The sequence below is a fragment of the Klebsiella sp. C283 genome (assembly GCF_048822555.1).
Taxonomy (GTDB): Bacteria; Pseudomonadota; Gammaproteobacteria; order Enterobacterales; family Enterobacteriaceae; genus Klebsiella; species Klebsiella quasipneumoniae.
In genome coordinates this window covers 223,191-248,437 of the sequence record NZ_JBMEZS010000006.1, presented here as the reverse complement: position 1 = coordinate 248,437, position 25,247 = coordinate 223,191, and the positions used below count along the sequence as shown (strand labels likewise).

Below are 25,247 nucleotides of genomic sequence, written 5' to 3'. Positions count from 1 at the left end.
GGTGCTTAACGATCCCCGTTTTACTGCTGAAGTAGAGCTAACCATTCCCTTTCACGACGTCGATATGATGGGCGTCGTCTGGCATGGCAACTATTTCCGCTACTTCGAAATTGCCCGCGAGGCGCTGCTTAACCAGTTCAACTACGGCTACCGGCAGATGAAAGCCTCCGGCTATCTGTGGCCGGTGGTGGATACCCGCGTGAAGTACCGGGACGTTATCACCTTCGAGCAGCGTATTCGCGTCCGCGCGCGTCTGGAAGAGTTCGAAAACCGCCTGCGCATTGGCTATGAAATTTTTGCCGCCGAGAGCGGCAAACGCACCACCACCGGCTACACCATCCAGGTCGCGGTGGACGAAAAAAGCGGCGAGATGTGTTTTGTCAGCCCGCAAGTTCTGTTTGAACGCATGGGGGTCACGCCATGAGATTGCTGCTGTTGGTGGGACTGTTCATCAGTCCGTTGGTCAGCGCCCTGACGCTCGATGACCTGCAAAAACAATTTAGCGAACAGCCGGTGGTGCGCGCCCACTTCGATCAAACCCGCACCATAAAGGATCTTCCGCAGCCGCTGCGATCCCAGGGGCGGATGTTGATCGCCCGCGACCAGGGCTTGCTGTGGGATCAAACCTCACCGTTCCCGATGCAACTGCTGCTGGATGACAAACGGATGGTGCAGGCGATTAACGGCCAGCCGCCGCAGACCGTCACCGCCGAAAACAACCCGCAGATGTTCCAGTTCAACCATCTGCTGCGCGCGCTGTTCCAGGCCGATCGTAACGTGCTGGAGGAGAACTTCCGCGTGGAATTCGCCGATAAAGGCGACGGGCGATGGACGCTGCGCCTGACGCCTGTCACCACGCCGCTGGATAAGATTTTCGCCAGCATCGATCTCGCCGGAAAAACCTACCTGGAGCATATTCAACTCAATGATAAACAAGGCGATCGCACCGATATCGCCCTTTCCCAACATCAACTGACGCCAGCGCAACTGACCGATGACGAACGCCAACGCTTTGCCGCCCAGTAAACGTCCTGCGCTGATCTGGGGCGTCGTCTGCCTGATACTGGCGGGCGCGCTGCTGGCGCTGTTGCCGCAGGCCCGGCTCAACAGCAGCGTGCTGGCGATGCTGCCCAAACAGACGCTCGGCGCGATCCCCCCCGCGCTGAACGACGGCTTTATGCAGCGTCTGGATCGCCAGCTGGTCTGGCTGGTCAGCCCCGGTAAACAGGCCGACCCGCAGGTGGCTCGCGACTGGCTGCGGTTGCTGCAAACCTCAGACGCGCTGGCCGAGGTCAAAGGCCCAATGGATGCCGCCAGTCAGCAGGCCTGGGGAACGTTTTTCTGGCAACATCGCAATGCGTTAATCGACCCCGCCACCCGCGCACGTCTGCAGGAGGGCGGCGAAGCGCAGGCCCAGTGGATCCTTTCGCAGCTCTATTCGGCGTTTTCCGGGGTCAGCGGTAAAGAGTTACAAAACGACCCGCTGATGCTGATGCGCGGCTCACAGCTGGCGATGGCGAATAGCGGCCAGCGGATGCAGCTGCAGGACGGGTGGCTGACCAGCAAAGACGCGCAAGGCAACGTCTGGTATCTGCTGCACGGCGAGCTGGCGGGTTCGTCGTTCGATATGCGACAGACGCACCGCCTGGTGACCACCCTCGCGCAGCTTGAAAAGGAATTAAAAGCGCGCCACCCGCAGGCGCAGCTGCTGTCGCGCGGCACCGTATTTTACAGTGATTACGCCAGCCAGCAGGCGAAGCGCGATATCTCCACTCTCGGCGCGGCCACCCTGTTCGGCGTCATCCTGTTGATCGTGGCCGTGTTCCGCTCGCTGCGTCCGCTGCTGTTATGCGCGATCTCTATCGCTATCGGCGCACTGGCCGGCACCGTTGCCACGCTGCTGCTGTTTGGCGAGCTGCATCTGATGACCCTGGTGATGAGCATGAGCATTATTGGCATTTCCGCAGATTACACGCTCTATTACCTGACCGAACGGATGGTCCATGGCGCAGCGGCTTCACCGTGGCAAAGCCTTGTTAAAGTACGGAAAGCGCTGCTGCTGGCGCTGCTTACCACCGTGGCGGCTTATTTAATCATGATGCTGGCCCCCTTCCCGGCCATTCGCCAGATGGCGCTATTTGCGGCCGTGGGGCTAAGCGCCTCATGCCTGACGGTGATTTTCTGGCAGCCATGGCTGTGCCATGGGCTCCCGGTGCGTCCCGTTCCAGCGATGGTGCTGATGTCGCGCTGGCTCGCGGCATGGCGGCGTAACAAAAAACTCGCCATCGGTCTGCCGGTGGTTCTGGCCATTTTCTCCCTGACGGGGCTCGCTCTCCTGCGGGTGGATGACGATATCTCACAGCTGCAGGCGCTACCGCAGAATATCCTCTCCCAGGAGCATGACATCACCGCGCTTACTGGCCAAAGCGTCGATCAAAAGTGGTTCGTGGTTTACGGCGACACGGCGCAACAAACGCTGCAGCGGCTTGAAGCCTTTATGCCCGCACTGGCTAAAGCGCAAACCGACGGTATGCTTGGCGGGTATCGCGCCATTCCGCTCAATTCACTGGCCCGCCAGCAGGAGGATCTGGCCCTGCTGAAGCAGGCGGCGCCGGCCATCGGCCAGGCGCTGAATAACGCCGGACTCACCGCTGTTCACCCCGACCTGCGGCCGATGCCGGTGACAGTCGGCGACTGGCTTGCCAGTCCGGCCAGCGAAGGCTGGCGGCTGCTATGGCTGACGCTGCCGGATGGCGAAAGCGGCGTACTGGTGCCAGTGAGCGGGGTGAAAGATAGCGCGGCGCTGAAGGCGCTCAGCACAACCCAGGCTGGCGTGGCGTGGGTCGATCGTAAAAGCGATTTCGACCAGCTTTTCGCGCTCTACCGTCATATTTTAACCGGGCTGCTCGGCGTTGCGCTGGCGGTGATTGCCTGCGGCGCCGCTATCCGCCTTGGCTGGCGCAAGGGCTTAATAAGCCTGGTGCCGTCGGTATTGTCGCTGGGATGCGGCCTGGGGGCGTTGGCGCTCACCGGCCACGCCGTTAACCTGTTCTCCTTACTGGCGCTGGTGCTGGTACTTGGGATTGGCATCAACTACACCCTGTTTTTCAGCAACCCGCGCGGCACGCCGCTGACATCGCTGCTGGCGGTTACCCTGGCGATGATGACCACTTTATTAACGCTTGGCATGCTGGTGTTTAGCGCCACCCAGGCCATCAGCAGCTTTGGCACTGTCCTGGTCAGCGGTATTTTCACCGCTTTCCTGCTGTCGCCGCTGGCGATGCCGAGCAAAAAAGAGAAAAAAAGACGATGAGAAGACCATCATTCTGGCGCGCCTTCGCGCTCTTCGCCGCCTTATTGCTGGCCGGCTGCAGTCATTCGCCGCCGGAGCCGCAAGGCCGTCCGCAGGCGTGGCTGGAGCCGGGTACGCGCGTCACGCTGCCGCCGCCGGGCATCTCGCCGGCCATCAGTTCCCAGCAGTTATTGACCGGCCGCTTCAACGGCCAAACCCAGTCGCTGCTGGTGCTGCTCAATGCCGATGATAAAAAGCTCACGCTGGCGGGCCTGTCGTCCGTCGGTATCCGCCTGTTCCTGGTGACCTATGATCAACAAGGGCTGCGCGCGGAACAGTCGATGGTGATCCCGCAACTGCCGCCCGCCAGCCAGGTGCTGGCCGATGTGATGCTCAGCCACTGGCCGCTTAGCGCATGGCTGCCGCAGCTGCCGAAAGGCTGGACGCTAACCGACCGCGGCGACAAACGCGAACTGCGTAACGCGCGCGGAAAACTGGTCACCGACATCACCTATATCAACCGCAAAGGCAAGCGCGTGCCGATTAGCATCGAGCAGCACGTCTTTAAATACCACATCACCATTCAATACCTGGGTGACTGAGATGATCTTCATTTCTGCTGTCGGCATGATTAACGCCCTGGGACGCGATAATGATGAAATCGCCGCCAATCTGGCCCGCGGTATAGCGCCCGGCATGCGCCCGCGTGAAGGGTGGTTACAGGGGCATCCGCAGGCGATTTTCGCGGGGGTGGACGGCGAACTACCCGCCATTCCCGATACCTTTCGCGACCATCGTTCGCGCAATAATCAGCTGCTGCTGGCGGCGCTGGCGCAGATCCAGCCGCAGGTGGATCGCGCCATCGCCCGCTATGGCCGGGCTCGGGTCGCCGTGGTGTTGGGCACCAGTACGTCAGGGCTGGATGAAGGCGACGTACACGTTAATTTGACGCTTAACGGCAAGGCGAGCGAGGCCTGGCGCTATCCACAGCAGGAGCTGGGCGACCCGTCGCGTTTTCTCAGCCGCTGGCTGGCGCTGGATGGTCCGGCATATACCCTGTCAACCGCCTGCTCCTCCAGCGCGCGGGCGATAATCAGCGGACGGCGGCTCATTGAGGCGGGGCTGGCAGATGTGGCGATCGTCGGCGGCGCGGATACCCTTAGCCGGATGCCCATCAACGGCTTTCACAGCCTGGAGTCGCTCTCCACGACGCAGTGCCAGCCGTTTAGCCGCGACCGCTGCGGGATCACCATCGGCGAAGGGGCGGCGCTGATGCTGCTGACCCGCGAGCCGCAGCCCATCGCGCTGCTGGGTATCGGCGAATCCAGCGACGCCTGGCATATTTCCGCCCCGCATCCCCAAGGAGAAGGGGCGATGCGCGCCATTCAGCAGGCGCTGGACGACGCGGGCATCATGCCGGAGCAGGTGGGTTACATTAACCTGCACGGCACCGCTACGCGGCTTAACGACCAGATAGAAGCCCGGGTGATCAACGCGCTGTTTGGCGAAAGGGTGCCCTGTAGTTCCACCAAACATCTGACCGGACATACGCTGGGTGCGGCAGGGATCACCGAGGCCGCCATCGGCATGCTGATCCTGCAACGCAATCTGTTGTTACCGGCACAGGATTTCAGCCAGTCTCCGCAGGATGACACGCTACCGCCGTGCGGGCTCATTGAACATCCGCAGCCGCTGTCGCGGCCAGTTATCCTGTCGAACTCTTTTGCCTTTGGCGGCAATAACACCAGCATCCTGCTCGGGAGAATGTCATGAGCCACTTTTTATCACCCGGCAGTTACCTGCCGCACGACGCGCCGATGCTGCTGCTGGAAGAGGTCGAGGAGGTGACCGCCGACACCGCCACCTGCCGCGTCGCGGTCTCACCCGGCAGCGTTCTGGCGCCATTTCTCGATACCAACGGCGATCTTCCCGGCTGGTTCGCCCTTGAATTAATGGCGCAGACCGTCGGCGTCTGGTCCGGCTGGCACCGCCAGCAGCAAGGACAAACATCGCTCGCTTTAGGCATGGTGCTGGGCGCGCGCGAACTGGTTTGCGCGGCCGGGAGCCTGCCGGGCGGAAAGACGCTGTCCATCAGCGTGAAGCTCTTGATGCAGGATGAACGTTTCGGCAGCTTCGAAGGCACCATTATGGTGGACGATGACGTCCTGGCCAGCGGGCGGGTCAACACCTTCCAGCCCACAACAGAAGAACTTAGCACTTTATTTCAACAAGGAGCGTCAGAATGAGTCGTTCAGTTTTGGTTACCGGCGCCAGCAAAGGCATCGGTCGCGCTATCGCCTGCCAGCTGGCAGCGGACGGTTTTGTGGTGGGCGTCCACTATCATCGCGACCGCGCGGGGGCGCAACAGACGCTGGAGGCGATAACCGCCGCCGGCGGCGACGGCCGGCTGCTGAGTTTTGACGTCGCCGATCGTCAGCAATGCCGCGAGGTACTGGAGCAGGATATGGCCGACCATGGCGCGTGGTATGGCATTGTCAGCAACGCCGGCATCGCCCGCGACGGCGCCTTCCCGGCGCTTGGCGATGACGACTGGGACGCTGTGATCCACACCAACCTCGACAGTTTTTATAACGTCATTCATCCCTGCATCATGCCGATGATTAGCGCGCGCCAGGGCGGACGTATCATCACCCTCTCCTCGGTTTCCGGCGTCATGGGCAACCGCGGCCAGGTCAACTACAGCGCCGCCAAGGCGGGCATTATCGGCGCCACCAAAGCGCTGGCGATAGAACTGGCAAAACGCAAAATCACCGTTAACTGTATTGCGCCGGGTCTTATCGACACCGGGATGATTGACATGGAAGAGCACGCGCTGAAAGAGGCGATGACCATGATCCCGATGAAACGCATGGGTCAGGCCGACGAGGTGGCCGGGCTTGCCAGCTATTTAATGTCGGATATCGCGGGCTACGTCACCCGCCAGGTCATTTCCATCAACGGGGGGATGCTATGATACGCCGGGTGGTCATTACAGGGATGGGCGGGGTGACCGCGTTTGGCGAAAACTGGCAGGATGTCGCCACCAGGCTGCGGGAATATAAAAATGCGGTGCGTAAGATGCCGGAATGGCTGGCGTATGACGGACTGCATACGCTGCTGGGGGCGCCAATCGACGATTTCACCCTGCCGGAGCATTATACCCGCAAGCGTATCCGCGCGATGGGCCGGGTATCGCGACTCTCCACCCGCGCCACTGAACTCGCGCTGGAGCAGGCCGGGCTTATCGGCGACACCGTGCTGACCAACGGCCAAACCGGCATCGCTTACGGCTCGTCAACCGGTAGTACCGGTCCGGTGAGCGAGTTCGCCACCATGTTGACGGAGAAACATACCAACAATATCACCGGCACTACCTATGTGCAGATGATGCCGCATACTACCGCGGTGAATACCGGATTATTCTTCGGTCTGCGGGGGCGCGTGATCCCCACCTCCAGCGCCTGCACCTCCGGCAGCCAGGCGATTGGCTACGCCTGGGAAGCCATTCGCCATGGTTACCAAACGGTGATGGTGGCCGGCGGTGCCGAGGAGCTCTGCCCTTCGGAAGCCGCGGTATTCGATACCCTCTTCGCCACCAGCCAACGCAATGACGAACCGGCCCTCACCCCCTCTCCGTTCGATGAACAGCGAGATGGTCTGGTGATTGGCGAAGGCGCCGGCACGCTGATCCTTGAAGATCTCGAGCATGCCAAAGCGCGCGGCGCAACCATCTACGGTGAAATCGTCGGGTTCGCCACTAACTGCGATGCGGCCCATATTACCCAGCCGCAGCGCGAAACCATGCAGATCTGCATGGAACAATCGCTAAACATGGCGGGCTTAAGCCCCCGGGACATCGGCTATATTTCGGCCCACGGCACCGCCACCGATCGCGGCGATATCGCGGAAAGCCAGGCAACGGCGGCCGTTTACGGCGACAGCGTGCCGATCTCTTCGCTGAAAAGCTATTTCGGCCATACGCTTGGCGCTTGCGGGGCGTTAGAAGCGTGGATGAGCCTGCAGATGATGCGCGAAGGCTGGTTTGCGCCAACGCTGAATCTCCATAAACCGGACGCCAACTGTGGCGAACTGGATTACATCATGGGGGAAAAGCGCAAACTGGAGTGTGAATTCCTGCAGAGCAACAACTTCGCCTTCGGCGGCATTAACACCTCAATCATTATTCGACGCTGGCCTTGAAATGTATCAGCTTTTTCTGGGTAAGATCTCCGCCCTTAGCGCCCTGCCGTTACCGCCTGCGTTGATGGCGCAGGCGCCGGACGGACCGCGACGAGCCAGCTGGCTTGCCGGCCGCGCGCTGCTGGCGCAGGCGGCTGCCCCGCTGACGGATATTCAGCTTGGCGAACAGGGCAAGCCTGCCTTCCCCGTCGCGCGCGGGCTGTGGTTTAACCTTAGCCACAGCGGCGACGATATTGCCCTGCTGCTCAGCGATAAAGGCGAGGTGGGTTGCGACATCGAAGTGATTCGCCCGCGCGAAGGCTGGCGCCGCCTGGCTAACGCCCTGTTCAGCGAAAGCGAGCACCAGGAACTGGCGCAGGCTTCGCCGGCGCAGCAGCTCACGGTCTTCTGGCGTATCTGGACGCGCAAAGAGGCGCTGGTGAAACAGCGCGGCGGCAGCGCCTGGCAGATGGCCTCCGTTGACAGCGCCTGTCACGGCCCGCTGTCGCTCAGCCAGATTCTGCACGATGGGTTAAGTATTGCGGTCTGTACGCCGACGCCGTTCACGCTGACGGACGCGCGCATTCAACATTTCAGCGGCGCGGTTTAAGCGATCAAAAGATGATGGCGGAAAAGCCGCTCGCCTTTCGGAATATTGGCAGCCAGCGAACCGCTACACTTATCAGGCGCGACTCACAAAAGGAATACCTATGTCCCCTCCGCAGGCTGATAAAGCCGGGCTCCATATTTTACTTAAGCTGGCGGCGCTGGTGATTATCCTCGCCGGGATCCACGCCGCCGCCGATATTCTGGTGCAGCTCCTGCTGGCGCTGTTTTTCGCTATTGTCCTCAACCCGCTGGTCACCTGGTTCATTCGCCGCGGGGTGCGGCGCCCGTTCGCCATTACGCTGGTGGTGACGGCAATGCTGGTCATGCTGACCGCGCTGCTTGGCGTGCTGGCGGCGTCGCTCAATGATTTTGTCGCCATGCTGCCCGATTTCAACCGCGCCCTGACGCGTAAGATCGTCCAGCTCCAGGAGTATCTCCCCTTTCTCAACCTGCATATCAATCCGGAACGCATGCTGCGACGTATGGATTCAGAACGGCTGATGACCTGGGCCACGACGCTGATGACCCAGCTTTCCGGGGCGATGGCCAGCATTGTGCTGCTGGTGATGACGGTGATCTTTATGCTGTTTGAGGTGCGCCACCTGCCCTACAAACTGCGTTTTGCCCTCAATAACCCTCGCCTGCATATCGCCGGGCTGCACCGGGCGCTGAAAGGCGTCACCCACTATCTGGCGCTGAAAACGCTGATCAGCCTGTGGACCGGCCTGATTGTCTGGCTGGGGCTGCTGGCGATGGGGGTGCAGTTCGCGCTGATGTGGGGGGTGCTGGCGTTCCTGCTGAACTATGTGCCGAATATCGGCTCCGCCATCTCCGCCATCCCGCCCATGCTGCAGGCGCTGCTGTTCAGCGGCATCTATGAGTGCCTGCTGGTCGGGGCGCTGTTTCTGGTGGTGCATATGGTGTTGGGCAACATGGTGGAGCCGCGCATGATGGGCCACCGGCTGGGGATGTCGACCCTGGTGGTGTTCCTGTCGCTGCTGGTCTGGGGCTGGCTGCTGGGGCCGGTGGGAATGCTGCTCTCGGTGCCGTTAACCAGCGTCTGTAAAATCTGGATGGAGACCACCGTCGGGGGCAGCAAGCTGGCGATCCTGCTCGGCCCGGGGCGCCCCAAAAGCCGGCTCCCCGGCTAGCGGCGTTTCACCGGCCAGAAGATGGTCAATACGCCGGCGACGATAATCGCCACGCCCAGCAGTGATTGCCAGTGGAACGGCTCATGCCAGCCGGGCAGCCAGATGGCGGCGGCCCAAACGAGGATATAGCTCAGGCTCAGCAGCGCATACGCTTTCGACAGCGGCAGACGGTGGAGGGCAAAGTACCAGCAGACCATCGACAGCAGGTAGCCCAGCAGGCCGAAAAACAGGCCGAAGGTGCCGGGCTGGAGATGCAACAGATGCTGGAGAAACGCCAGATTATCGGTCAGCGGCGGCAACACCACCATGGCGCTGCGCAGTAGCAGCTGCGCGCCGCTGACGAGGCCGACGCTGAATAATGCCCAGAGAAAGCCCATCAGACGCTGGTCCCCAGAATGACAATGCCCACGACGATCAACCCGACGCCAAACCAGTGGCGGGGAGCGACCGGCTCATGCCAGATGCCCCAGCCCGCGAGGGTGACCCAGACGAAGTTCAGACTCAGCATCGGATAGGCGATGCTCACCGGAATTGACTGCAGGACGCTCAGCCACAGCAGCATGCCGCAGCCGAGGCATAACAGCGCCATCCCCAGCCAGAAGAGTATATGACGACTCCGCCGTCCGCGACGGGACGGGCGGGTCGCCTGTTTCTGGCACAGCTGTCCGGCGCAGCTCAGCAGGCTGGCGAACACCAGACAGATCCAGACGCTCATTGCGGCAGATACTGAAGGAAAACGACCCGCCCCAGCTCGTAAGCGTTATCGGGTTTCGGTAACGGTAAGTCGAGCATACTCTCTCCTTTATCCATCAACAGCACCAGCGAGACCGGCCCCTGCTGACGATGCGCGGCCAGCCAGTCGGCAAACCCGGCCTGGCTGACAAAGCTTCCCTGAGCGTCCGGCCAGTCGAGACCGTACTTCAGCTCACCCTGTTTGTCGAACATAATAATATCGCTTCGCTTCAGCTCCCAGGCCAGGCCGCCGGCGATCCCGACGTTGTTGGTCAGGACGTAGCGGCTGGGCTGCAGGGATTCGCTGACGATATCCACGAGGAACTGCGGCTGTTTGCTGTCGATAACCCGGTCCGGGATGGCGAAGCCCACCAGCAGCGCCAGGCCGAGCGGGCAAAGCGCCGCCAGGCTCCAGCGGCGGCCAGCGTCTTTCATCGCCAGCCAGCCCATCAGCGCCCAGACGGCGAAGGCGATCGCCGCCAGCAGACATTTATACAGCTCAATCTTGGTCCACACCGGCTTGTGCATCACGCCCCAGGGCGAGACCACCAGCACGGCGATCAGCCCCAGCAGGCCGACGCCCAGGTTGATCATCCCGTTGACCCGTAACGCTTTCGCGCCGGTCTTCGCCGCCTCCAGCGCGTAGCGCGCCATCAGGATCGACAGCGGCGCAAAGCACGGCAGGATATAGGTCGGCAGTTTGCCTTTGGCGATACTGAAGAACAGGAGCGGCATCGCCACCCAGCCTAACAGATACAGCGCGCCGCGGGCCTCATCGCGCTCAAGCCAACCGCGCTTCAGCGCCCCCGGCAGCAGGGCCAGCCACGGCAGGCTGCCGGCGATCAGGAACGGGATGTAGTACCAGAACGGCGCTTTGTGCTGGGCGTCTTTTTCGGCGAAACGCTGAATATGCTCGACCCAGAAGAAGTAGCGCCAGAAGTCCGGCTCGCGCTGGGCGATAGCCAGCCCCCAGGGCAGCACCACCAGCGTACAGACGACCACCGCCAGCCAACCGTAGGTCAGCACTTCACGCCAGCGTCGACGGGCGAGCACCCACGGCAGAACGCCCACTACCGGCACCGCCAGCGCAAGGAAGCCTTTGGTCATCACCCCCATACCGCAGGCGACGCCCAGCAGCGCGTAACCCAGTATTTTGCCGCTGCGGCTCTGCGCCTGCGTCGCGCCCCAGAAACTGCACATCGCCAACGCCAGCCACAGGGTGATCATCGGGTCCAGCACCGCATAGGTGCCAATCGCATACACCAGCATCGCGGTGAGAAAAATCACCGGCGACAGGACAGCTACCTTTTTGTCGCGAAAGACGCGCCACGCCAGCCAGGCCACCAGCACGGCGGTCATGGTGATGGCGAAGACCGACCCAAAGCGTACGCCGAAGTTATTATGGCCAAACAGCCATTGACCGATACTGTTGATCCAGTAACCGGCAATCGGCTTTTCGAAATAGCGCAATCCGAGAAAATGCGGCACCACCCAGTCGCCGGTGGCCAGCATTTCACGGCTGATCTCCGCATAGCGGGTTTCATCGGGTTGCCAGAGCAAACGGAAATTAAGCGGCAGCAGGTAATACAGCGCAAACAGCGCAATCAGAGAGACGCCATAGCGAATGCTTTTCATCAAACACCCGAAGTCAGTAATTGTTCACGTCCGAGCCAGCCTTCCCGGCCAGCCAGTTCACCCCGAACCACTTTGCCAGACGGCAGCTCGCTAAAGTCAGCGGGCAACAGCTGGCTCAGTGGGCAAAACTGAATTTCTTCTTCTGCCGCCATGGTCAGCAGTTCATTGAACTGATCCGCGTAGGCAATGCCTTCCACTTCGGCGTGAATGGTATAGACCGGCACGCCCGGGTCGCGATGGATGCAGTCGAGGAGATAGCGGTTAAAGCCGGCGATTTCCACCGCCGTGCCCACCGCCTCGTCCCAGGTCGGCAGCGTGACCGGGATCTGCACCGTACCGGAGACGCCGCTGCCGAGCTGGGGCAGAAACGGCCGCGTGCCGCGACAGTCGCTGTTGTAGAGGAAATCGAAGGATTCTTTGGCTTTCACCACTCGCTGATCGGCGCGCCAGCCGGCGACAGCCGAACAGGTGACCGGCCGGCCGATGATGCGTTCGAGCTCCAGCAGGCCGCGCTCAACCTCCAGCGTCAGCCGTTCCTGCGGCCAGACGCCGCTCCACGCCTGCCAGCTGTAGTGGTCCCAGGCGTGCAGGCCCACTTCATGAGACTCGGCGGCGGCGCGGATCACCGCTTCGTTCCCCGCGCCGATGCGGCGTCCCGGCCAGGCGGTGCCGGCCAGCAGAATATCCCAGCCGTACAGCGAGGCCGCTCTGGAGCGCAGCATCTTCCACAGAAACTTCGGTTTTACCAGGCGCCACAGGTGGCGTCCCATATTGTCCGGCCCGACGCTGAAGAAGAAGCTTGCCTGGATCCCGTGCTGACCCAGCAGGTCCAGCAGCCGCGGAACGCCGTCCCGCGTGCCGCGAAAGGTATCGACATCTATGCGTAAGCCGACCTGTTTCATGGATTTTTAGCGTCCACCAGTTCAACCGTGCGCAGGAAGAAGTCCAGCGTATGCTCAACGGTCTCTTCCATCTCCACCTTCGGCTCCCAGTTCAGGCAGCGTTTGGCGTTGCGGATGCTCGGTTTGCGATGCTCAACGTCCTGATAGCCCTTGCCGTAGTAGTCGCTGCTTTCCACTTCGCGGAAGCCGGCAAACGGCGGGAAGCGATCGCGCAGCGGATGACGTTCGAAGCAGGCCAGCAGCATCTCCGCCAGCTCTTTGATGCTCGCTTCGTTATCCGGGTTACCGATGTTGATGATCTGCCCGTCGCAGCGGCCGTCTTTGTTCTCGATGATGCGGAACAGCGCTTCGATACCATCGCTGATGTCGGTGAAGCAGCGCTTCTGCTTACCGCCTTCGATGAGCTTGATCGGCGAGCCTTCCACCAGGTTGAGGATCAGCTGGGTGATGGCGCGGGAGCTGCCGATACGCGCGGCGTTGAGGTTATCCAGACGCGGCCCCATCCAGTTGAACGGACGGAACAGGGTGAACTTCAGGCCATTCTTATCGCCATAGGCCCAGATCACGCGGTCCAGCAGCTGCTTGGAGACCGAGTAGATCCAGCGCTGTTTGTTGATCGGCCCGACCACCAGATTGGAAGTGTCTTCGTCGAAGTTTTTATCAGTGCACATGCCGTACACTTCCGAGGTCGACGGGAAGATGATGCGCTTATTGTATTTCACGCAGTCGCGGATGATCTTCAGGTTCTCTTCGAAATCCAGCTCGAAGACGCGCAGCGGGTTGCGGGTGTACTCGATAGGGGTGGCGATGGCCACCAGCGGCAGCACCACGTCGCATTTCTTAATGTGATATTCGATCCACTCGGAGTGAATGCTGATATCGCCTTCCACAAAGTGGAAACGCGGGCAGTCGAGGAAACGGCTGATGGCGTCGGAGCCGATATCCAGGCCGTAAATCTCATAGTTGTCGTCCTGCAGCAGGCGTTCGGTCAGATGGTTACCGATAAAGCCATTGACGCCGAGGATCAGCACCCGGGTGCGACGCTTAACCGCCACCACCGGTTTGCTGCTGATCACCGCCCCGGACACCAGGCCCAGCCCCTGCGCCAGCTGGGCGCCCTGCATGTACACCCCGCGTTCGGTCTGGCCGGTGACAATCTCCAGCGCCCCCTCCTGGCACGCCACGATCAGCGGCGCAACGGAGATAACGGTACCCGGTTTGGCTGCCGGCAGATCATGACGGACGCGGGATTTCCAGACGATAAACTTGTTCGCGCCGGCGTAGCCGAAGGCGCCCGGCCACGGATCGGAGACCGCACGCACCAGATTGTGCAGGGTCTGCGCCGGCTGCTCCCAGTCGAGGCGGCCATCTTCCGGGGTACGACGCCCCACATAGGTCGCCTGGCTGTGATCCTGCGGACGTTCATCGGTGGTTCCGGCGAGGATCGCCGGCAGCGCCTGGCCCAGCAGCCCGGTGGCGGCGGCGCACAGCTTGCGGTGCAGCGTCAGGGCGGCGTCATCCGGGCCAATCGCCACGGCCTGCTGGGCGACGATATCCCCCGCGTCGGCGCGGTTCACCATTCGGTGCAGGGTGACGCCGGTTTCGCTTTCGCCATTGACCAGCACCCAGTTCAGCGGCGCGCGGCCGCGATATTTCGGCAGCAGCGAACCGTGCAGGTTAAACGCCCCTTTCGGCGCGAGACGGAGGATCTCATCGCCCAGCAGATTGCGGTAGTAGAAGGAGAACAGCACGTCCGGCTTCATCTCGCGGATACGCTCAATCCACAGCGGATGGTTCACGTCTTCCGGCGCCCACACCGGAATGCCCTGCTCGGCAGCAAGGCGCGCCACGGAGCCAAAGAAATGGTTTTCGCCAGGGTTATCCGGGTGGGTGAAAATAGCAGCGATATCATACCCGGCGTCCAGCAGAGCCTGGATACCGGTGCAGCCCATATCGTGATAAGCGAAGACTACGGCTTTCATGAACGATCTTCCTCTTTAGATGCCGTTTCCGGCTGGCGAACAACACGTTGAATAAAGTAGCGGGGACGCGCGCGCACGTCGTTATAGATGCGTCCGATATACTCCCCGAGCAGACCCATACCGATAAACTGGGCGCCGATAAACATAAACAGCACGGCGAAGAGCATAAACACCCCTTCCGCCGCCCACTGCGGGCCGAAGGCCAAACGCAGCACCACCAGCAGCAGGCCGAAGGCGAAGCCCAGCAGGGCTATCACGCTGCCGAAAATGCTGAGCAGACGCAGCGGCGTGGTGGTCAGACAGGTCACCAGGTCGTACATCAGGTTGATCAGGCGCATAAAGCTGTATTTGGAGTCGCCGAATTCACGCTCGGCGTGCATCACCGGGATCTCCACCGCGCGACGGGCGAAGGTATTCGCCAGAATCGGGATAAAGGTGCTGCGCTCGTGACAGTTGAGCATCGCGTCGATAATGTGGCGACGGTAGGCGCGCAGCATGCAGCCGTAGTCGCCCATCGCTTTGCCGGTGGTGCGCTGGATCAGGCGGTTGATCATCTTCGAGGCGGTTTTGCGGAAGATGCTGTCCTGACGGTTCTGACGGACGGTGCCCACCACGTCGTAACCTTCATCCGCCTTCGCCACCAGCCGCGGGATCTCTTCCGGCGGGTTTTGCAGGTCGGCATCAAGGGTAATAATCAGATCGCCCGTCACATGGCTGAAGCCGGCCATGATCGCCGAGTGCTGGCCGTAGTTACGGTTTAATAGCACGGCGACGACGTGACTGCCTTCCGCCTCGGCGGCTTCGGTGAGCATGCGCGCGGAATCGTCGCTGCTGCCATCGTCGATCAGCAGAATTTCATATTGCCGCCCCAGCGTGGCGCAGGCGGTTTCCGTACGACGAAGCAGCTCCGGCAGGCTATCCTGTTCGTTATAAACCGGGATAACCACCGAGACCTTCTTCACGGGAGGGTAAGTAAGCATATCAACGTCCTGACAGCTGGCGCAGTGCGGAAATGACGCGAGTGACATCGTCATCGGTCATGTCCGGGAACAACGGGAGAGAACAGATGCGGGCGCTGTTCCATTCGGTATTCGGCAGGGAAACCTCAGGGAAGCGCTCGCGGTAATATTTTTGCGTATGGGCCGCACGGAAGTGCAGACCGGTGCCGATACCCATCGCCTTCAGCTTTTCCATCAACGCGTCGCGGCTGATGCCGCACGCAGCCTCATCGACGCGGATGATAAACAGATGCCAGGCGTGCTGGTGATCCCAGGCCGGGACGGTCAGGGGCGTAAACGGCGTGTCCGCCAGTTCGCGCAGATAGCGCTGGGCAATTTCCGCCCGGCGCTGGTTGGCGTGAGGCAGTTTTTCCAGCTGGACCAGCGCCAGCGCGGCGTTGATGTCGGCAAGGTTGTATTTAAAGCCCGGAGCGATCACCTCCGCCTGCGGCGCGCGGCCGTGGGTCTGGCGGTCATAGGCGTCCACGCCGAGGCCATGGAATTTCAGGCTACGGATGCGGGAGGCCAGCTCGTCGTCGTCGGTGACAACCAGCCCGCCTTCAGCGCAGGTCATATTTTTGATCGCGTGGAACGAGAAAATCGCGGTCCCCTGCCAGCCTACGTGGCGGCCTTTATAGTGGGTCCCCGCCGCATGAGCGGCGTCTTCGATCACCGGAATGCCATGGCGCTCGCCCACCGCGCGAATGGCGTCGATATCGGCTGGCGCCCCCGCGTAGTGCACAGGAATAATCGCTTTAGTCCGCGAGGTGATCGCCGCTGCCACCGCCTCAGGGGTGATCATCAGATTGTCGTTATCGACATCGATCATCACCGGCGTGGCGCCCAGCAGGCAGATCATATTGAGGGTGGAAACCCAGGTCTGGGACGGCGTAATGACTTCATCGCCGGGGCCAATACCCAGCGCCATCAGGGTCACGTGCATCCCGCCGGTCGCTGAACTGACGGCAATCGCGTGGCGGTTGCCGGTCAACTGGCAGAATGCCGCTTCAAGTGCCTGATTCTTCGGCCCGGTGGTGATCCAGCCCGACGCTAAAACTTCACGCAGCGCTGCCAGCTCTGCGTCGCCCATCGACGGGCGCGAAAAAGGCAAAAAATCGCTCATCATCATCCTGTTCTGTAGATGACCCACGCACAAATCAGGGTCGTTAGAATAAAATATCCTGCGCCTGTGGACTTAAACGAAATTAAAATGAAGTGACTTCAGCGCGGCATTCCATTTCAGGGTATTTCGACCACTATTAATGTAGTTGACCTTGCTTAGGATAATATTAAGAAATTAATCTTTTCTCAGCATGGCCAAATAAATCATTAAGAAACAGAATGATAGGTTTTATTTATGGCAGAATTTTGACAAAAAAACGTTCCTGTCTGGAAAAGCAAACAGGAACGCTATCGCGGAAAGTAAACGGGGGTTAAACCAGATAACAATTAATGACGCTGTCTTTGTCACGCTTGATGACAAAAAGTTAGCGCAGATCACAAAGTTATTTCTGCTTAATTACAAATTTGCAGGAAAATCCGCAGGCAATTCACTCGCCGGGCAATTAATTACCTCATCATTATCTGCGCCACAGTCGCGAATGAAGGTGATGGTGGCGAACTCGTCAATCACTTCTGTCGGGTAGGCCGGGCCGGCATCGCGGTAAGAATTCATCAGCGGAATGTGATCGTTCTGGAAGCAGACGGTTTTTTCCGGGTTATTCATGATCCAGCGCGGGAAGAAGATGGTGCCGTGGAACAGTTTATCGCCCAGGTTGACGATCAGGCTCACGTCGGTACCGGTCGGTTCGGTCCAGGAGATTTTGTAGATACTTTCCCCCACCCGCACGATGTACGCTTCCTGATCTTTCACCCAGCGATTGCCGACGATGCCGCTGTGAATACGATAGTCGAGGGTATGGTCGTTTTTGACGTAAATTTCGTAGTTCCAGCCGTTGTCGTAGGTGTAGACCAGATGTTTACCGATAAAGCCGCTGAGGTCATGTTTGTCGAAAGTGCTCATCATTTGTTCTCCTCTGTGTTGTTGAGAACAGCATACGTCTTTAAAAATTGAATGAATAACGCTATGTTTGGATTAAATACATCCAAATTTTAGATTGATTATGCACAAGACAACCCTGGAGCAGTGGGCATTACTGGAAAAGGTAGTGGAACTCGGGAGCTTTGCCAGAGCGGCGGAGGAGACCAACCGCAGTCAGTCTTCGGTGAGCTATAACCTCGCGCTGCTGCAGGAGCGCTTAGGGGTGGCGCTGCTGGCGCCGTCCGGTCGGCGGGCGGTGCTGACCCCGGCCGGCGAACTGCTGCTGAATCAGGTCAAACCGTTGCTGCAGGCCTTCGCCTACGTTGAGACGCATGCTGCCACTCTGCGCAACGGGGCGCGCACCCGTCTGGACCTGGTGGTCGACAGCATTTTCCCACGCCAGCGGCTGTTCGCCATTTTGCGCCAGTTTCAGCAGCGTTATCCGCAGACTCAGGTCAGACTCACCGAAGTGCTGGAAAATATTGATGACGAGGGCGCGGCGCGAACGGAAGCCGATGTCATGGTTCTGACCCGCCGCCAGGATATTACCGGCCGCGGAGAGTGGCTGATGAATATTGATTTTATCGCCGTCGCCCACCGCGACCATCCTCTCGCCGCCCTCGACGGTCCGCTGGAGGATAGCGCGCTGGCGCCATGGCCGCTGGTGCGCATTGCCGACCAGACCGGCGATGGCCAGGCGACGCGTGACGCCTGGACCTTCTCCACCATTGACGCGGCCATTGATGCGGTGATGTATCAGGTCGGCTTCGGCTGGCTGCCGGAAGAGCGCATTCGTTCCCATCTCGATCAGGGCGTGCTGAAGCGGCTGCCCCTCAGCCACGGCGCGCGCCGCGCGACGCCGCTGCATCTGATCGTCAAGCGGGATCTGGCGCCGATCGACGAACAGGTGGCCACGCTGCTGGGGTTGTTCCGGGCGCCCTGAGGGGTAAGGCGGCGCCTGCCCCTGCGCATAATCATACGGATTACTTATACTTTCCGGCGCAATATTGATCCAGGTTACTCCGAAAGTATGATGAATCACTAAAATCGTCATACTTTCCTGTCGCTGAGAACGCCGTCTTGTCTATTTTCCGCCTCACTCTGCTGGCGCTGGTCGCCTGCGCCCCTCTGCTGGCTCAGGCCGCGCAGCACTCGCTTACTACCGCCTGGCCGGTGAACGTCGGCCCGCTGAATCCGCATCTCTATACGCCCAACCAGATGTTTGCCCAAAGCATGGTCTATGAACCGCTGGTGAAGTATCAGGCTGACGGCAGCGTGCAGCCCTGGCTGGCGACCCGCTGGCACCACTCCGCCGATGGTAAAACCTGGTGGTTTACCCTGCGCGAGGATGTGACCTTCTCCAACGGCGAACCCTTTAACGCCCAGGCCGCGGCGGCTAATTTCCAGGCGGTGCTCGCCAACCGCCAACGCCACGCCTGGCTTGAGCTCGCCAATCAGATAACCGACGCGCGGGCGCTCAGCGCCAGCGAGCTGCAGCTCACTCTGAAAAGCGCCTACGCCCCCTTACTACAAGAGCTGGCTCTGCCCCGCCCGTTCCGCTTTATCGCCCCCTCGCAGTTTATCGATGGCGGCACCGCCAACGGCATCAAAGCCCCGATCGGCACCGGGCCGTGGCGACTGGCGAGTTCGCAGCTCAATCAGCGCGACGTGCTGGTACGCAACGAACGCTACTGGGGTAATAAACCCGCGCTACAGCAAATCACCATCAAAGTGATCCCCGACGCCACCAGCCGCGCGGTGGCGTTCGAAACCGGAGAAATCGACATGCTCTACGGCGACGAGGGGCTGCTGCCGCTGGATACCTTCGAACGCTTTCGTCATCACCCCGGCTACGCGGCTCGTCTCTCCGCCCCGGCGGAGACGGTGATGCTGGCGCTGAACGCCAGCCAGGGCCCGACCCGCGAGCAGGCGGTTCGCGAGGCGCTCAACTACGCCGTCGACAAGCAGACCCTCGTCGATAGCGTGCTCTACGGCACCCAGCAGGTTGCCGACACCCTGTTTGCGCCCTCGGTCCCCTACGCCCCGCAGGATCTGACGCCGCGCCGTTACGACCCGGCAAAAGCCCGCGCCCTGCTGGCGCAGGCCGGCTGGCAGCAACCGGAAGGCCAGCCCTGGCGACAAAAGGCCGGGCAACCGCTGGCGATTGAGCTGGCGTTTATCGGCACCGACGCGCTGGCTAAATCGATGGCCGAAATTATTCAGGCCAATCTGCGGGAGGTCGGCGTCCGCGTCACCCTGGTGGGCGAGGAGGAGAGCAGCATCTATGCGCGCCAGCGCGAAGGGCGGTTCGGCATGATCTTCAATCGCACCTGGGGCGCCCCCTACGATCCGCATGCCTTTTTAAGCTCGATGCGCGTGCCCTCCCATGCCGATTATCAGGCCCAGCGCGGCCTGCCCGACAAGGGGCTAATTGATAAAGAGATTAGCGAGGTGCTGACCACCAGCGACGAGGCGCAGCGGAAACGGCTGTACCACGATGTGCTGAGCCGCCTGCATCAGGACGCGGTGTACCTGCCCATCAGCTATGTCTCGCTGATGTCGGTTGCGCGCCGGGAGGTCGGGGAGATCCCGTTCGCGCCGGTGAGCACCGAGATCCCTTTCGACCAGATTAAACCGGTAACGCCATAATGCTACGCTTTATTTTACGCCGCCTGCTGCTGCTGATCCCGCTGCTGCTCGCCGCCTCCGCCATCATCTTTCTGCTGCTGCGGCTCGGCACCGGCGACCCGGCGCTGGATTATTTACGCCTGTCGAACCTGCCGCCCACTGAAGAGATGGTCGCCTCGACCCGCGAACTGCTGGGGCTCAACCAGCCGCTGGCGATGCAGTATCTGCACTGGCTGTGGCGGGCGCTGCACCTGGACTTTGGCCTCTCCTATGCCACCCGGCGCCCGGTGCTGGATGACCTGCTGCACTTCCTGCCGGCCACCCTGCTGCTCACCGGCGCGGCGCTGGCGCTGATCCTCGTCACCTCGCTGCCGCTGGGGATCTGGGCGGCGCGCCATCGCGATCGCCTGCCGGACTTTGCTGTGCGGCTGATAGCCTTCCTCGGCGTGTCGATGCCGAACTTCTGGCTGGCCTTTCTGCTGGTGATGCTTTTTTCCGTGCATCTGCAGTGGCTTCCGGCGATGGGGTACGGCGACTGGCAGCACCTGATATTGCCCGCCGTCTCCATCGCCTTTATGTCGCTGGCGATCAACGCCCGCCTGCTGCGCGCCAGCATGCTGGAGGTCTCCAGTCAGCGTCACGTGGTGTGGGCGCGGCTGCGCGGCTTGAGCGCGCGCCAGGTGGAGCGGCGGCATATCCTGCGCAACGCCACCCTGCCGGTGGTGACCGCCATGGGCATGCACATTGGCGAGCTGATCGGCGGCACCATGATTATTGAAAATATCTTTGCCTGGCCGGGGGTCGGCCGCTACGCGGTTTCCGCGATCTTCAATCGCGATTACCCGGTGATTCAGTGCTTTACGCTGATGATGGTCACGGTGTTCGTGCTGGCTAACCTGGCGGTGGATGTGCTCAACGCGGCGCTCGACCCGCGCCTGCGCCGCCATGAGGAGGTGAGCGTATGAGATGGCTACGAAACTTCCGCTGGCCGGTGAAACTGGCCCTGCTGGTTATTGCGCTGCTGGCGGTCATCGCCATCGGCAGCGGCTGGTGGCTCCCCTCGGATCCGGCGGCGATTAACCTGCAGCAGCGACTGCTGCCGCCAGGGGCAGCGCACTGGCTGGGGACCGATCATCTAGGACGGGATATTTTCTCGCGCCTGCTGGCCGCTACCCGTGTCTCGCTGGGGGCGGTAATGGCCTGCCTGCTGCTGGTGCTGCTGATCGGTCTGGCGGTTGGCGGCAGCGCCGGGCTGCTGGGCGGCCGCGCCGACCGCGGCCTGATGCGCCTTGCCGAACTGTTTATGACCTTTCCAACCTCGATCCTGTCGTTCTTTATGGTGGGGGTGCTCGGCACCGGGCTGACCAACGTGATCCTCGCCATTGCGCTATCGCACTGGGCCTGGTACGCCAGAATGGTGCGTAATCTGGTGGTCTCCCTGCGCCAGCGCGAATTTATCCTCGCCGCCCGCCTGAGCGGCGCCAGCCAGTGGCGGCTGTTCAGCGACCATCTGGCAGGGGCGGTGATCCCCTCGCTGCTGGTGCTCGCCTCACTGGATATCGGCCATATGATGCTTCACGTGGCCGGCATGTCGTTCCTTGGCCTCGGCGTCAGCGCGCCGACGGCGGAATGGGGGGTGATGATCAACGACGCCCGGCAGTATATCTGGACCCAGCCGCTGCAGATGGTCTGGCCGGGGCTGGCGCTGTTCATCAGCGTGATGGCCTTTAACCTGCTGGGCGACGCGCTGCGCGATCGCCTCGATCCTCACCTGATCGCGGAGCATAGCCACTGATGCCGCAAAAGATCCAACTGCAACAGATCGCCCTTGCCGCCGACCGCCCGCTGGTCAGCGACGTCTCTCTTACCCTGCGCCGCGGCAAGGTGCTGGCGCTGCTCGGCAGCAGCGGCAGCGGGAAATCGCTTACCTGCGCCGCCGCGCTGGGCCTGCTGCCGCCCGGCGTCAGCCAGACCGCCGGCCGGGTGTTGCTTGACGGCATGCCGGTGCACGGCGAACAGCTGCGCGGCGCGACTATCGCTACCATCATGCAGAACCCACGCAGCGCCTTTAATCCGCTGCATACCATGGCCGCCCACGCCCGGGAAACTTGCCGGGCGGCGGGACGCGAAGCGAATGACGCCGCCCTGCTGGCGGTGATGGAAGAGGTGGGTCTGGATAATCCGCGCTCGCTGCTCAGCCGCTATCCCTTCGAGATGAGCGGCGGCATGCTGCAGCGGATGATGATCGCCCTCGCCCTGCTCAGCCGCGCGCCCTTTATCATCGCCGACGAGCCGACCACCGACCTCGATGCCATCGCCCAGGCGCGGATCCTCGATCTGCTGGCGGATATCGTCGCCAGCCGCGGTCTGGGGCTGCTGCTGGTGACGCATGACATGGGCGTTGTGGCGCGGCTGGCGGATGACGTAACGGTCATGGAGAACGGTCGCCTCGTTGAACAGTGCGATGTAAACACGCTGTTCAGCGCCCCACAGCACCCGCTGAGCCAGCGCCTGCTGGCGGCGCATCTGGCGCTGTACGGACTGGAGAAAACAGCATGAATTTACTCAGCGTCAACGGGGTGAGCCACGATTACCCCCACCACGGCAGGGTCCTGCACGAGATCCAACTCGCCATCGCCCCCGGCGAAACGGTGGCCCTGCTCGGGCGCAGCGGCTGCGGCAAGAGCACCCTGGCGCGGATGCTGGTGGGCCTGGAAACGCCGCAGCACGGCGATATTGTCTGGCGCGGCACACCGCTGACCGCCCTGAAGGGTGAGGCCATCGGCGCCTTCCGCCGTGATATTCAGCTGGTGTTTCAGGATGCCTTCAGCGCGGTGAATCCGCGCAAAACGGTGCGCGAGATCGTCAGCGAGCCGCTGCGCCATCTGTTCCGCTTGTCGCGCGAGGAGCGCGCACGGCGGGTGGAAGAGATGCTGCACGCGGTCGACCTTTCCACGACGCTGCTCGATAAACGCCCGGCGCAGCTCAGCGGCGGACAGCTGCAGCGCGTCTGCCTGGCTCGCGCCCTGGCGGTGCGGCCGCAGCTGTTGATCCTGGATGAAGCGGTCTCGAATCTCGATCTGCTGCTGCAGGCGGAGATTATCGCCCTGCTGAAGCGCCTGCAGGCCCGGTTTGGCACCGCCTGCCTGTTCATTACCCACGACCTGCGGCTGGTGGAGCGCTTTTGCCAGCGGGTGCTGGTGATGGAGCACGGACGCATCGTCGAAACCGCAACGGTCAGTCTACCGCTGCGCCTGCGCTCTCCTGCCGGACAGGCGCTCCAGCAGGCGGTGCTGCCACCTTTTCCTGCCACTCTGCTCAACGAGGCCATGCCATGCAGCGCGTAACCCTGACCCTTGATGATGACCTGCTGGCCGCTCTCGATGCGCTCAGCGCCCGCCGCGGCTACCATAACCGTTCGGAGGCGGTACGCGATATTCTGCGCGACGCCCTCAACCAGGATCCCGCGCCGTCGGAGCCGCGGCGCGGTTATGCCGTCCTGTCATATGTCTACGAGCATGAAAAACGCGAACTGGCGAGCCGGCTGGTGGCCACCCAGCATCATCATCACGATCTCTCCGTCGCCACGCTGCATGTGCATATCAGTCATGACGACTGCCTGGAGATTGCGGTGCTGAAGGGAGACATGGCCGAGGTGCAGCATTTTGCCGACGACGTGATTGCCCAGCGCGGTGTGCGCCATGGGCATTTGCAGTGTTTAGCGGATGATTAACTATTTGAAAATGCCTGGGTGGTTTATCAACAGTTGATAAACCACCTAAACTATACGCTTGGTGAATTATCCCTCTTCGCCAATAATGGCGCCTCATTTAACGATCTCGTTATGGCGAGGCTCCTGCATAAATACAAGTTACCGCCCTGTTGGTATCGAGAGAGACCACTCAGGGAAATACAGGCTTCCATCGAATCAAGGTGTTGCCAAGGTAACTTCTGGCGGTCATGACCGTTCAGATACGTTATGCAGTGCTAAAACCAGGACGTAGGGATCTGCCTGCGCTAACCCTGTCTTGTTCGCCCCTATGAGTGATTTTTTATAGGGATTTTAATCATGTCTTCCATTCAACTCTGCGCCGCCCATCAGGCGACCTCTGGCTTCGACGGCGATGCCATCGCCCAGTACATGCGTACCGACTTTATTACGCTGCAGGAACATCTCAGCGTCCATGAAGCGCGGGAGCACTTTATCTCACAGCTCACCAGCGATGATATTCCCGGCCAGGTGTTTGTGGTCGCCGGCAAGAAGCTGCGCGGCAGCCTGTCGGTCAAAAAGCTACTGCAGGAAGGGGATGTCGGGCAGTCTATCCGCTACCTGATGGACAGCTGCCTGTTCCGCGTCAAACCTGACGATGAACGCCCGCAGGTGATAGCCGAGCTCAACGAGCGCGGCCTCGACCTGGTTCCCGTCGTCGATAAAGGCGAGCTGGTCGGCTGCCTGATGGAAAAGGAGATCGCCCATCTGCTGGAGGATGACGTCACCGAGGACGCCCAACTGCAGGGGGCGACGCTGCCGCTGGAAAAACCGTATCTGGACATCAGCCCCTGGACGCTGTGGAAGAAACGCTCGGTGTGGCTGCTGCTGCTGTTCGTGGCCGAAGCCTACACCAGCAGCGTGCTGCAGCATTTCGAAGAGGCGCTGGAATCGGCCATCGCGCTGGCCTTCTTTATTCCGCTGCTCATCGGTACCGGCGGCAACAGCGGAACGCAGATCACCTCGACGCTGGTGCGCTCGATGGCGCTGGGAGAAGTACGGCTGCGCGATATGGGGCGGGTGATCCGCAAAGAAGTATCGACCTCGTTTCTGATTGCCTTAACGCTTGGGCTGGCGGGCTGCCTGCGCGCCTGGATGATGGGCATCGGCATGGAAATCACGCTGATCGTCAGCCTGACGCTGGTATGCATTACCCTGTGGAGCGCGATTGTCTCGTCGGTCATCCCGATGGTGCTTAAACGGATCGGCATCGATCCGGCGGTGGTTTCCGCGCCGTTTATCGCCACGCTGATCGATGGCACCGGACTGATCATCTATTTCAAAATCGCCCAGTATTTTCTTGGGTTGAACTGACGCCATGCCACAGCC

At 61.2% G+C, this 25,247-nt stretch carries 26 protein-coding genes and 1 riboswitch; of the genes, 18 read left to right on the top strand and 8 right to left on the bottom strand.

What is annotated here, in order from left to right; genetic code table 11:
• Nucleotide 1 precedes the first annotated feature (1 nt).
• The 10 genes from ACOI7Z_RS13890 (at nucleotide 2) to ACOI7Z_RS13845 (ending at nucleotide 9,231) form a co-directional block, all read left to right on the top strand.
• Complete coding sequence (locus tag ACOI7Z_RS13890; RefSeq protein WP_032454265.1) at nucleotides 2-424, top strand: acyl-CoA thioesterase; 423 nt, start codon at nucleotides 2-4, stop codon at nucleotides 422-424.
• Complete coding sequence (locus ACOI7Z_RS13885; protein ID WP_023291250.1) at nucleotides 421-1,026, top strand: LolA family protein; 606 nt, start codon at nucleotides 421-423, stop codon at nucleotides 1,024-1,026. The genes ACOI7Z_RS13890 and ACOI7Z_RS13885 overlap by 4 nt, the downstream gene beginning before the upstream one ends.
• A complete protein-coding gene (locus tag ACOI7Z_RS13880; protein ID WP_087849082.1) occupies nucleotides 995-3,313 on the top strand; it encodes an MMPL family transporter in 2,319 nt (772 codons plus the stop codon). The genes ACOI7Z_RS13885 and ACOI7Z_RS13880 overlap by 32 nt, the downstream gene beginning before the upstream one ends.
• Nucleotides 3,310-3,894 (top strand): DUF3261 domain-containing protein, encoded by a 585-nt coding sequence (locus tag ACOI7Z_RS13875; protein ID WP_023291252.1) that lies wholly within the window; start codon nucleotides 3,310-3,312, stop codon nucleotides 3,892-3,894. Before ACOI7Z_RS13880 ends, ACOI7Z_RS13875 begins: the two co-directional genes overlap by 4 nt.
• A 1-nt stretch (nucleotide 3,895) precedes the next feature.
• Complete coding sequence (locus ACOI7Z_RS13870) at nucleotides 3,896-5,065, top strand: beta-ketoacyl-[acyl-carrier-protein] synthase family protein (protein WP_048298523.1); 1,170 nt, start codon at nucleotides 3,896-3,898, stop codon at nucleotides 5,063-5,065.
• Complete coding sequence (locus tag ACOI7Z_RS13865) at nucleotides 5,062-5,538, top strand: 3-hydroxy-fatty acyl-ACP dehydratase (protein WP_087849081.1); 477 nt, start codon at nucleotides 5,062-5,064, stop codon at nucleotides 5,536-5,538. Before ACOI7Z_RS13870 ends, ACOI7Z_RS13865 begins: the two co-directional genes overlap by 4 nt.
• Entirely contained in the window at nucleotides 5,535-6,266 is a 732-nt protein-coding gene (locus ACOI7Z_RS13860; RefSeq protein WP_023291255.1) for a 3-ketoacyl-ACP reductase FabG2, read from the top strand. Before ACOI7Z_RS13865 ends, ACOI7Z_RS13860 begins: the two co-directional genes overlap by 4 nt.
• Entirely contained in the window at nucleotides 6,263-7,492 is a 1,230-nt protein-coding gene (locus ACOI7Z_RS13855; protein ID WP_023291256.1) for a beta-ketoacyl-ACP synthase, read from the top strand. The genes ACOI7Z_RS13860 and ACOI7Z_RS13855 overlap by 4 nt, the downstream gene beginning before the upstream one ends.
• 1 nt (nucleotide 7,493) lies before the next feature.
• The gene (gene acpT, locus ACOI7Z_RS13850) at nucleotides 7,494-8,081 is read left to right on the top strand and encodes a 4'-phosphopantetheinyl transferase AcpT (protein ID WP_065883199.1); all 588 of its coding nucleotides are present in this window, start codon (nucleotides 7,494-7,496) and stop codon (nucleotides 8,079-8,081) included.
• A gap of 100 nt (nucleotides 8,082-8,181) precedes the next feature.
• The gene (locus ACOI7Z_RS13845; RefSeq protein WP_004202085.1) at nucleotides 8,182-9,231 is read left to right on the top strand and encodes an AI-2E family transporter; all 1,050 of its coding nucleotides are present in this window, start codon (nucleotides 8,182-8,184) and stop codon (nucleotides 9,229-9,231) included.
• On the opposite strand, the gene arnF is transcribed toward ACOI7Z_RS13845, so the two are convergent.
• From arnF to ACOI7Z_RS13805, 8 genes are all read right to left on the bottom strand, one after another.
• Nucleotides 9,228-9,608 (bottom strand): 4-amino-4-deoxy-L-arabinose-phosphoundecaprenol flippase subunit ArnF, encoded by a 381-nt coding sequence (gene arnF, locus ACOI7Z_RS13840; RefSeq protein WP_087849080.1) that lies wholly within the window; start codon nucleotides 9,606-9,608, stop codon nucleotides 9,228-9,230. The genes ACOI7Z_RS13845 and arnF overlap by 4 nt on opposite strands.
• A complete protein-coding gene (gene arnE / locus ACOI7Z_RS13835) occupies nucleotides 9,608-9,946 on the bottom strand; it encodes a 4-amino-4-deoxy-L-arabinose-phosphoundecaprenol flippase subunit ArnE (protein ID WP_023291259.1) in 339 nt (112 codons plus the stop codon). Before arnE ends, arnF begins: the two co-directional genes overlap by 1 nt.
• Nucleotides 9,943-11,598: a lipid IV(A) 4-amino-4-deoxy-L-arabinosyltransferase gene (arnT, locus tag ACOI7Z_RS13830; RefSeq protein WP_087849079.1), complete on the bottom strand. Its 1,656-nt coding sequence runs from the start codon at nucleotides 11,596-11,598 to the stop codon at nucleotides 9,943-9,945. Before arnT ends, arnE begins: the two co-directional genes overlap by 4 nt.
• Nucleotides 11,598-12,500 carry a 4-deoxy-4-formamido-L-arabinose-phosphoundecaprenol deformylase gene (arnD, locus tag ACOI7Z_RS13825; RefSeq protein ID WP_032454286.1) on the bottom strand — a complete coding sequence of 301 codons (903 nt, stop codon included), beginning with the start codon at nucleotides 12,498-12,500 and terminating at the stop codon, nucleotides 11,598-11,600. The genes arnT and arnD overlap by 1 nt, the downstream gene beginning before the upstream one ends.
• Nucleotides 12,497-14,482 carry a bifunctional UDP-4-amino-4-deoxy-L-arabinose formyltransferase/UDP-glucuronic acid oxidase ArnA gene (arnA, locus tag ACOI7Z_RS13820; RefSeq protein WP_032454287.1) on the bottom strand — a complete coding sequence of 662 codons (1,986 nt, stop codon included), beginning with the start codon at nucleotides 14,480-14,482 and terminating at the stop codon, nucleotides 12,497-12,499. The genes arnD and arnA overlap by 4 nt, the downstream gene beginning before the upstream one ends.
• Entirely contained in the window at nucleotides 14,479-15,462 is a 984-nt protein-coding gene (gene arnC / locus ACOI7Z_RS13815; RefSeq protein ID WP_023291263.1) for an undecaprenyl-phosphate 4-deoxy-4-formamido-L-arabinose transferase, read from the bottom strand. The genes arnA and arnC overlap by 4 nt, the downstream gene beginning before the upstream one ends.
• Nucleotide 15,463: 1 nt before the next feature.
• Nucleotides 15,464-16,603 carry a UDP-4-amino-4-deoxy-L-arabinose aminotransferase gene (arnB, locus tag ACOI7Z_RS13810; RefSeq protein ID WP_023291264.1) on the bottom strand — a complete coding sequence of 380 codons (1,140 nt, stop codon included), beginning with the start codon at nucleotides 16,601-16,603 and terminating at the stop codon, nucleotides 15,464-15,466.
• 396 nt (nucleotides 16,604-16,999) lie between these two features.
• Complete coding sequence (locus ACOI7Z_RS13805) at nucleotides 17,000-17,506, bottom strand: phenolic acid decarboxylase (RefSeq protein WP_167875413.1); 507 nt, start codon at nucleotides 17,504-17,506, stop codon at nucleotides 17,000-17,002.
• 97 nt (nucleotides 17,507-17,603) lie between these two features.
• Here ACOI7Z_RS13805 and ACOI7Z_RS13800 point away from each other — a divergent pair, with 97 nt between their 5' ends.
• The 8 genes from ACOI7Z_RS13800 (at nucleotide 17,604) to ACOI7Z_RS13765 (ending at nucleotide 25,232) form a co-directional block, all read left to right on the top strand.
• Nucleotides 17,604-18,464 carry a LysR family transcriptional regulator gene (locus tag ACOI7Z_RS13800; RefSeq protein WP_050534014.1) on the top strand — a complete coding sequence of 287 codons (861 nt, stop codon included), beginning with the start codon at nucleotides 17,604-17,606 and terminating at the stop codon, nucleotides 18,462-18,464.
• A gap of 137 nt (nucleotides 18,465-18,601) precedes the next feature.
• Nucleotides 18,602-20,170, top strand: a complete 1,569-nt coding sequence (gene nikA / locus ACOI7Z_RS13795) for a nickel ABC transporter substrate-binding protein (RefSeq protein ID WP_087849078.1) — start codon at nucleotides 18,602-18,604, stop codon at nucleotides 20,168-20,170.
• Nucleotides 20,170-21,114: a nickel ABC transporter permease subunit NikB gene (gene nikB / locus ACOI7Z_RS13790; RefSeq protein ID WP_087849077.1), complete on the top strand. Its 945-nt coding sequence runs from the start codon at nucleotides 20,170-20,172 to the stop codon at nucleotides 21,112-21,114. The genes nikA and nikB overlap by 1 nt, the downstream gene beginning before the upstream one ends.
• Nucleotides 21,111-21,944, top strand: a complete 834-nt coding sequence (gene nikC, locus ACOI7Z_RS13785; protein WP_048298537.1) for a nickel ABC transporter permease subunit NikC — start codon at nucleotides 21,111-21,113, stop codon at nucleotides 21,942-21,944. The genes nikB and nikC overlap by 4 nt, the downstream gene beginning before the upstream one ends.
• Nucleotides 21,944-22,708 (top strand): nickel import ATP-binding protein NikD, encoded by a 765-nt coding sequence (gene nikD / locus ACOI7Z_RS13780; protein WP_023291269.1) that lies wholly within the window; start codon nucleotides 21,944-21,946, stop codon nucleotides 22,706-22,708. The genes nikC and nikD overlap by 1 nt, the downstream gene beginning before the upstream one ends.
• Complete coding sequence (gene nikE, locus ACOI7Z_RS13775; RefSeq protein ID WP_087849076.1) at nucleotides 22,705-23,496, top strand: nickel import ATP-binding protein NikE; 792 nt, start codon at nucleotides 22,705-22,707, stop codon at nucleotides 23,494-23,496. Before nikD ends, nikE begins: the two co-directional genes overlap by 4 nt.
• The gene (gene nikR, locus ACOI7Z_RS13770) at nucleotides 23,484-23,882 is read left to right on the top strand and encodes a nickel-responsive transcriptional regulator NikR (RefSeq protein ID WP_023291271.1); all 399 of its coding nucleotides are present in this window, start codon (nucleotides 23,484-23,486) and stop codon (nucleotides 23,880-23,882) included. Before nikE ends, nikR begins: the two co-directional genes overlap by 13 nt.
• A 98-nt stretch (nucleotides 23,883-23,980) precedes the next feature.
• Nucleotides 23,981-24,162: riboswitch (M-box (ykoK) riboswitch) on the top strand.
• A gap of 56 nt (nucleotides 24,163-24,218) precedes the next feature.
• Entirely contained in the window at nucleotides 24,219-25,232 is a 1,014-nt protein-coding gene (locus ACOI7Z_RS13765; RefSeq protein ID WP_023291272.1) for a magnesium transporter, read from the top strand.
• Nucleotides 25,233-25,247 lie beyond the last annotated feature (15 nt).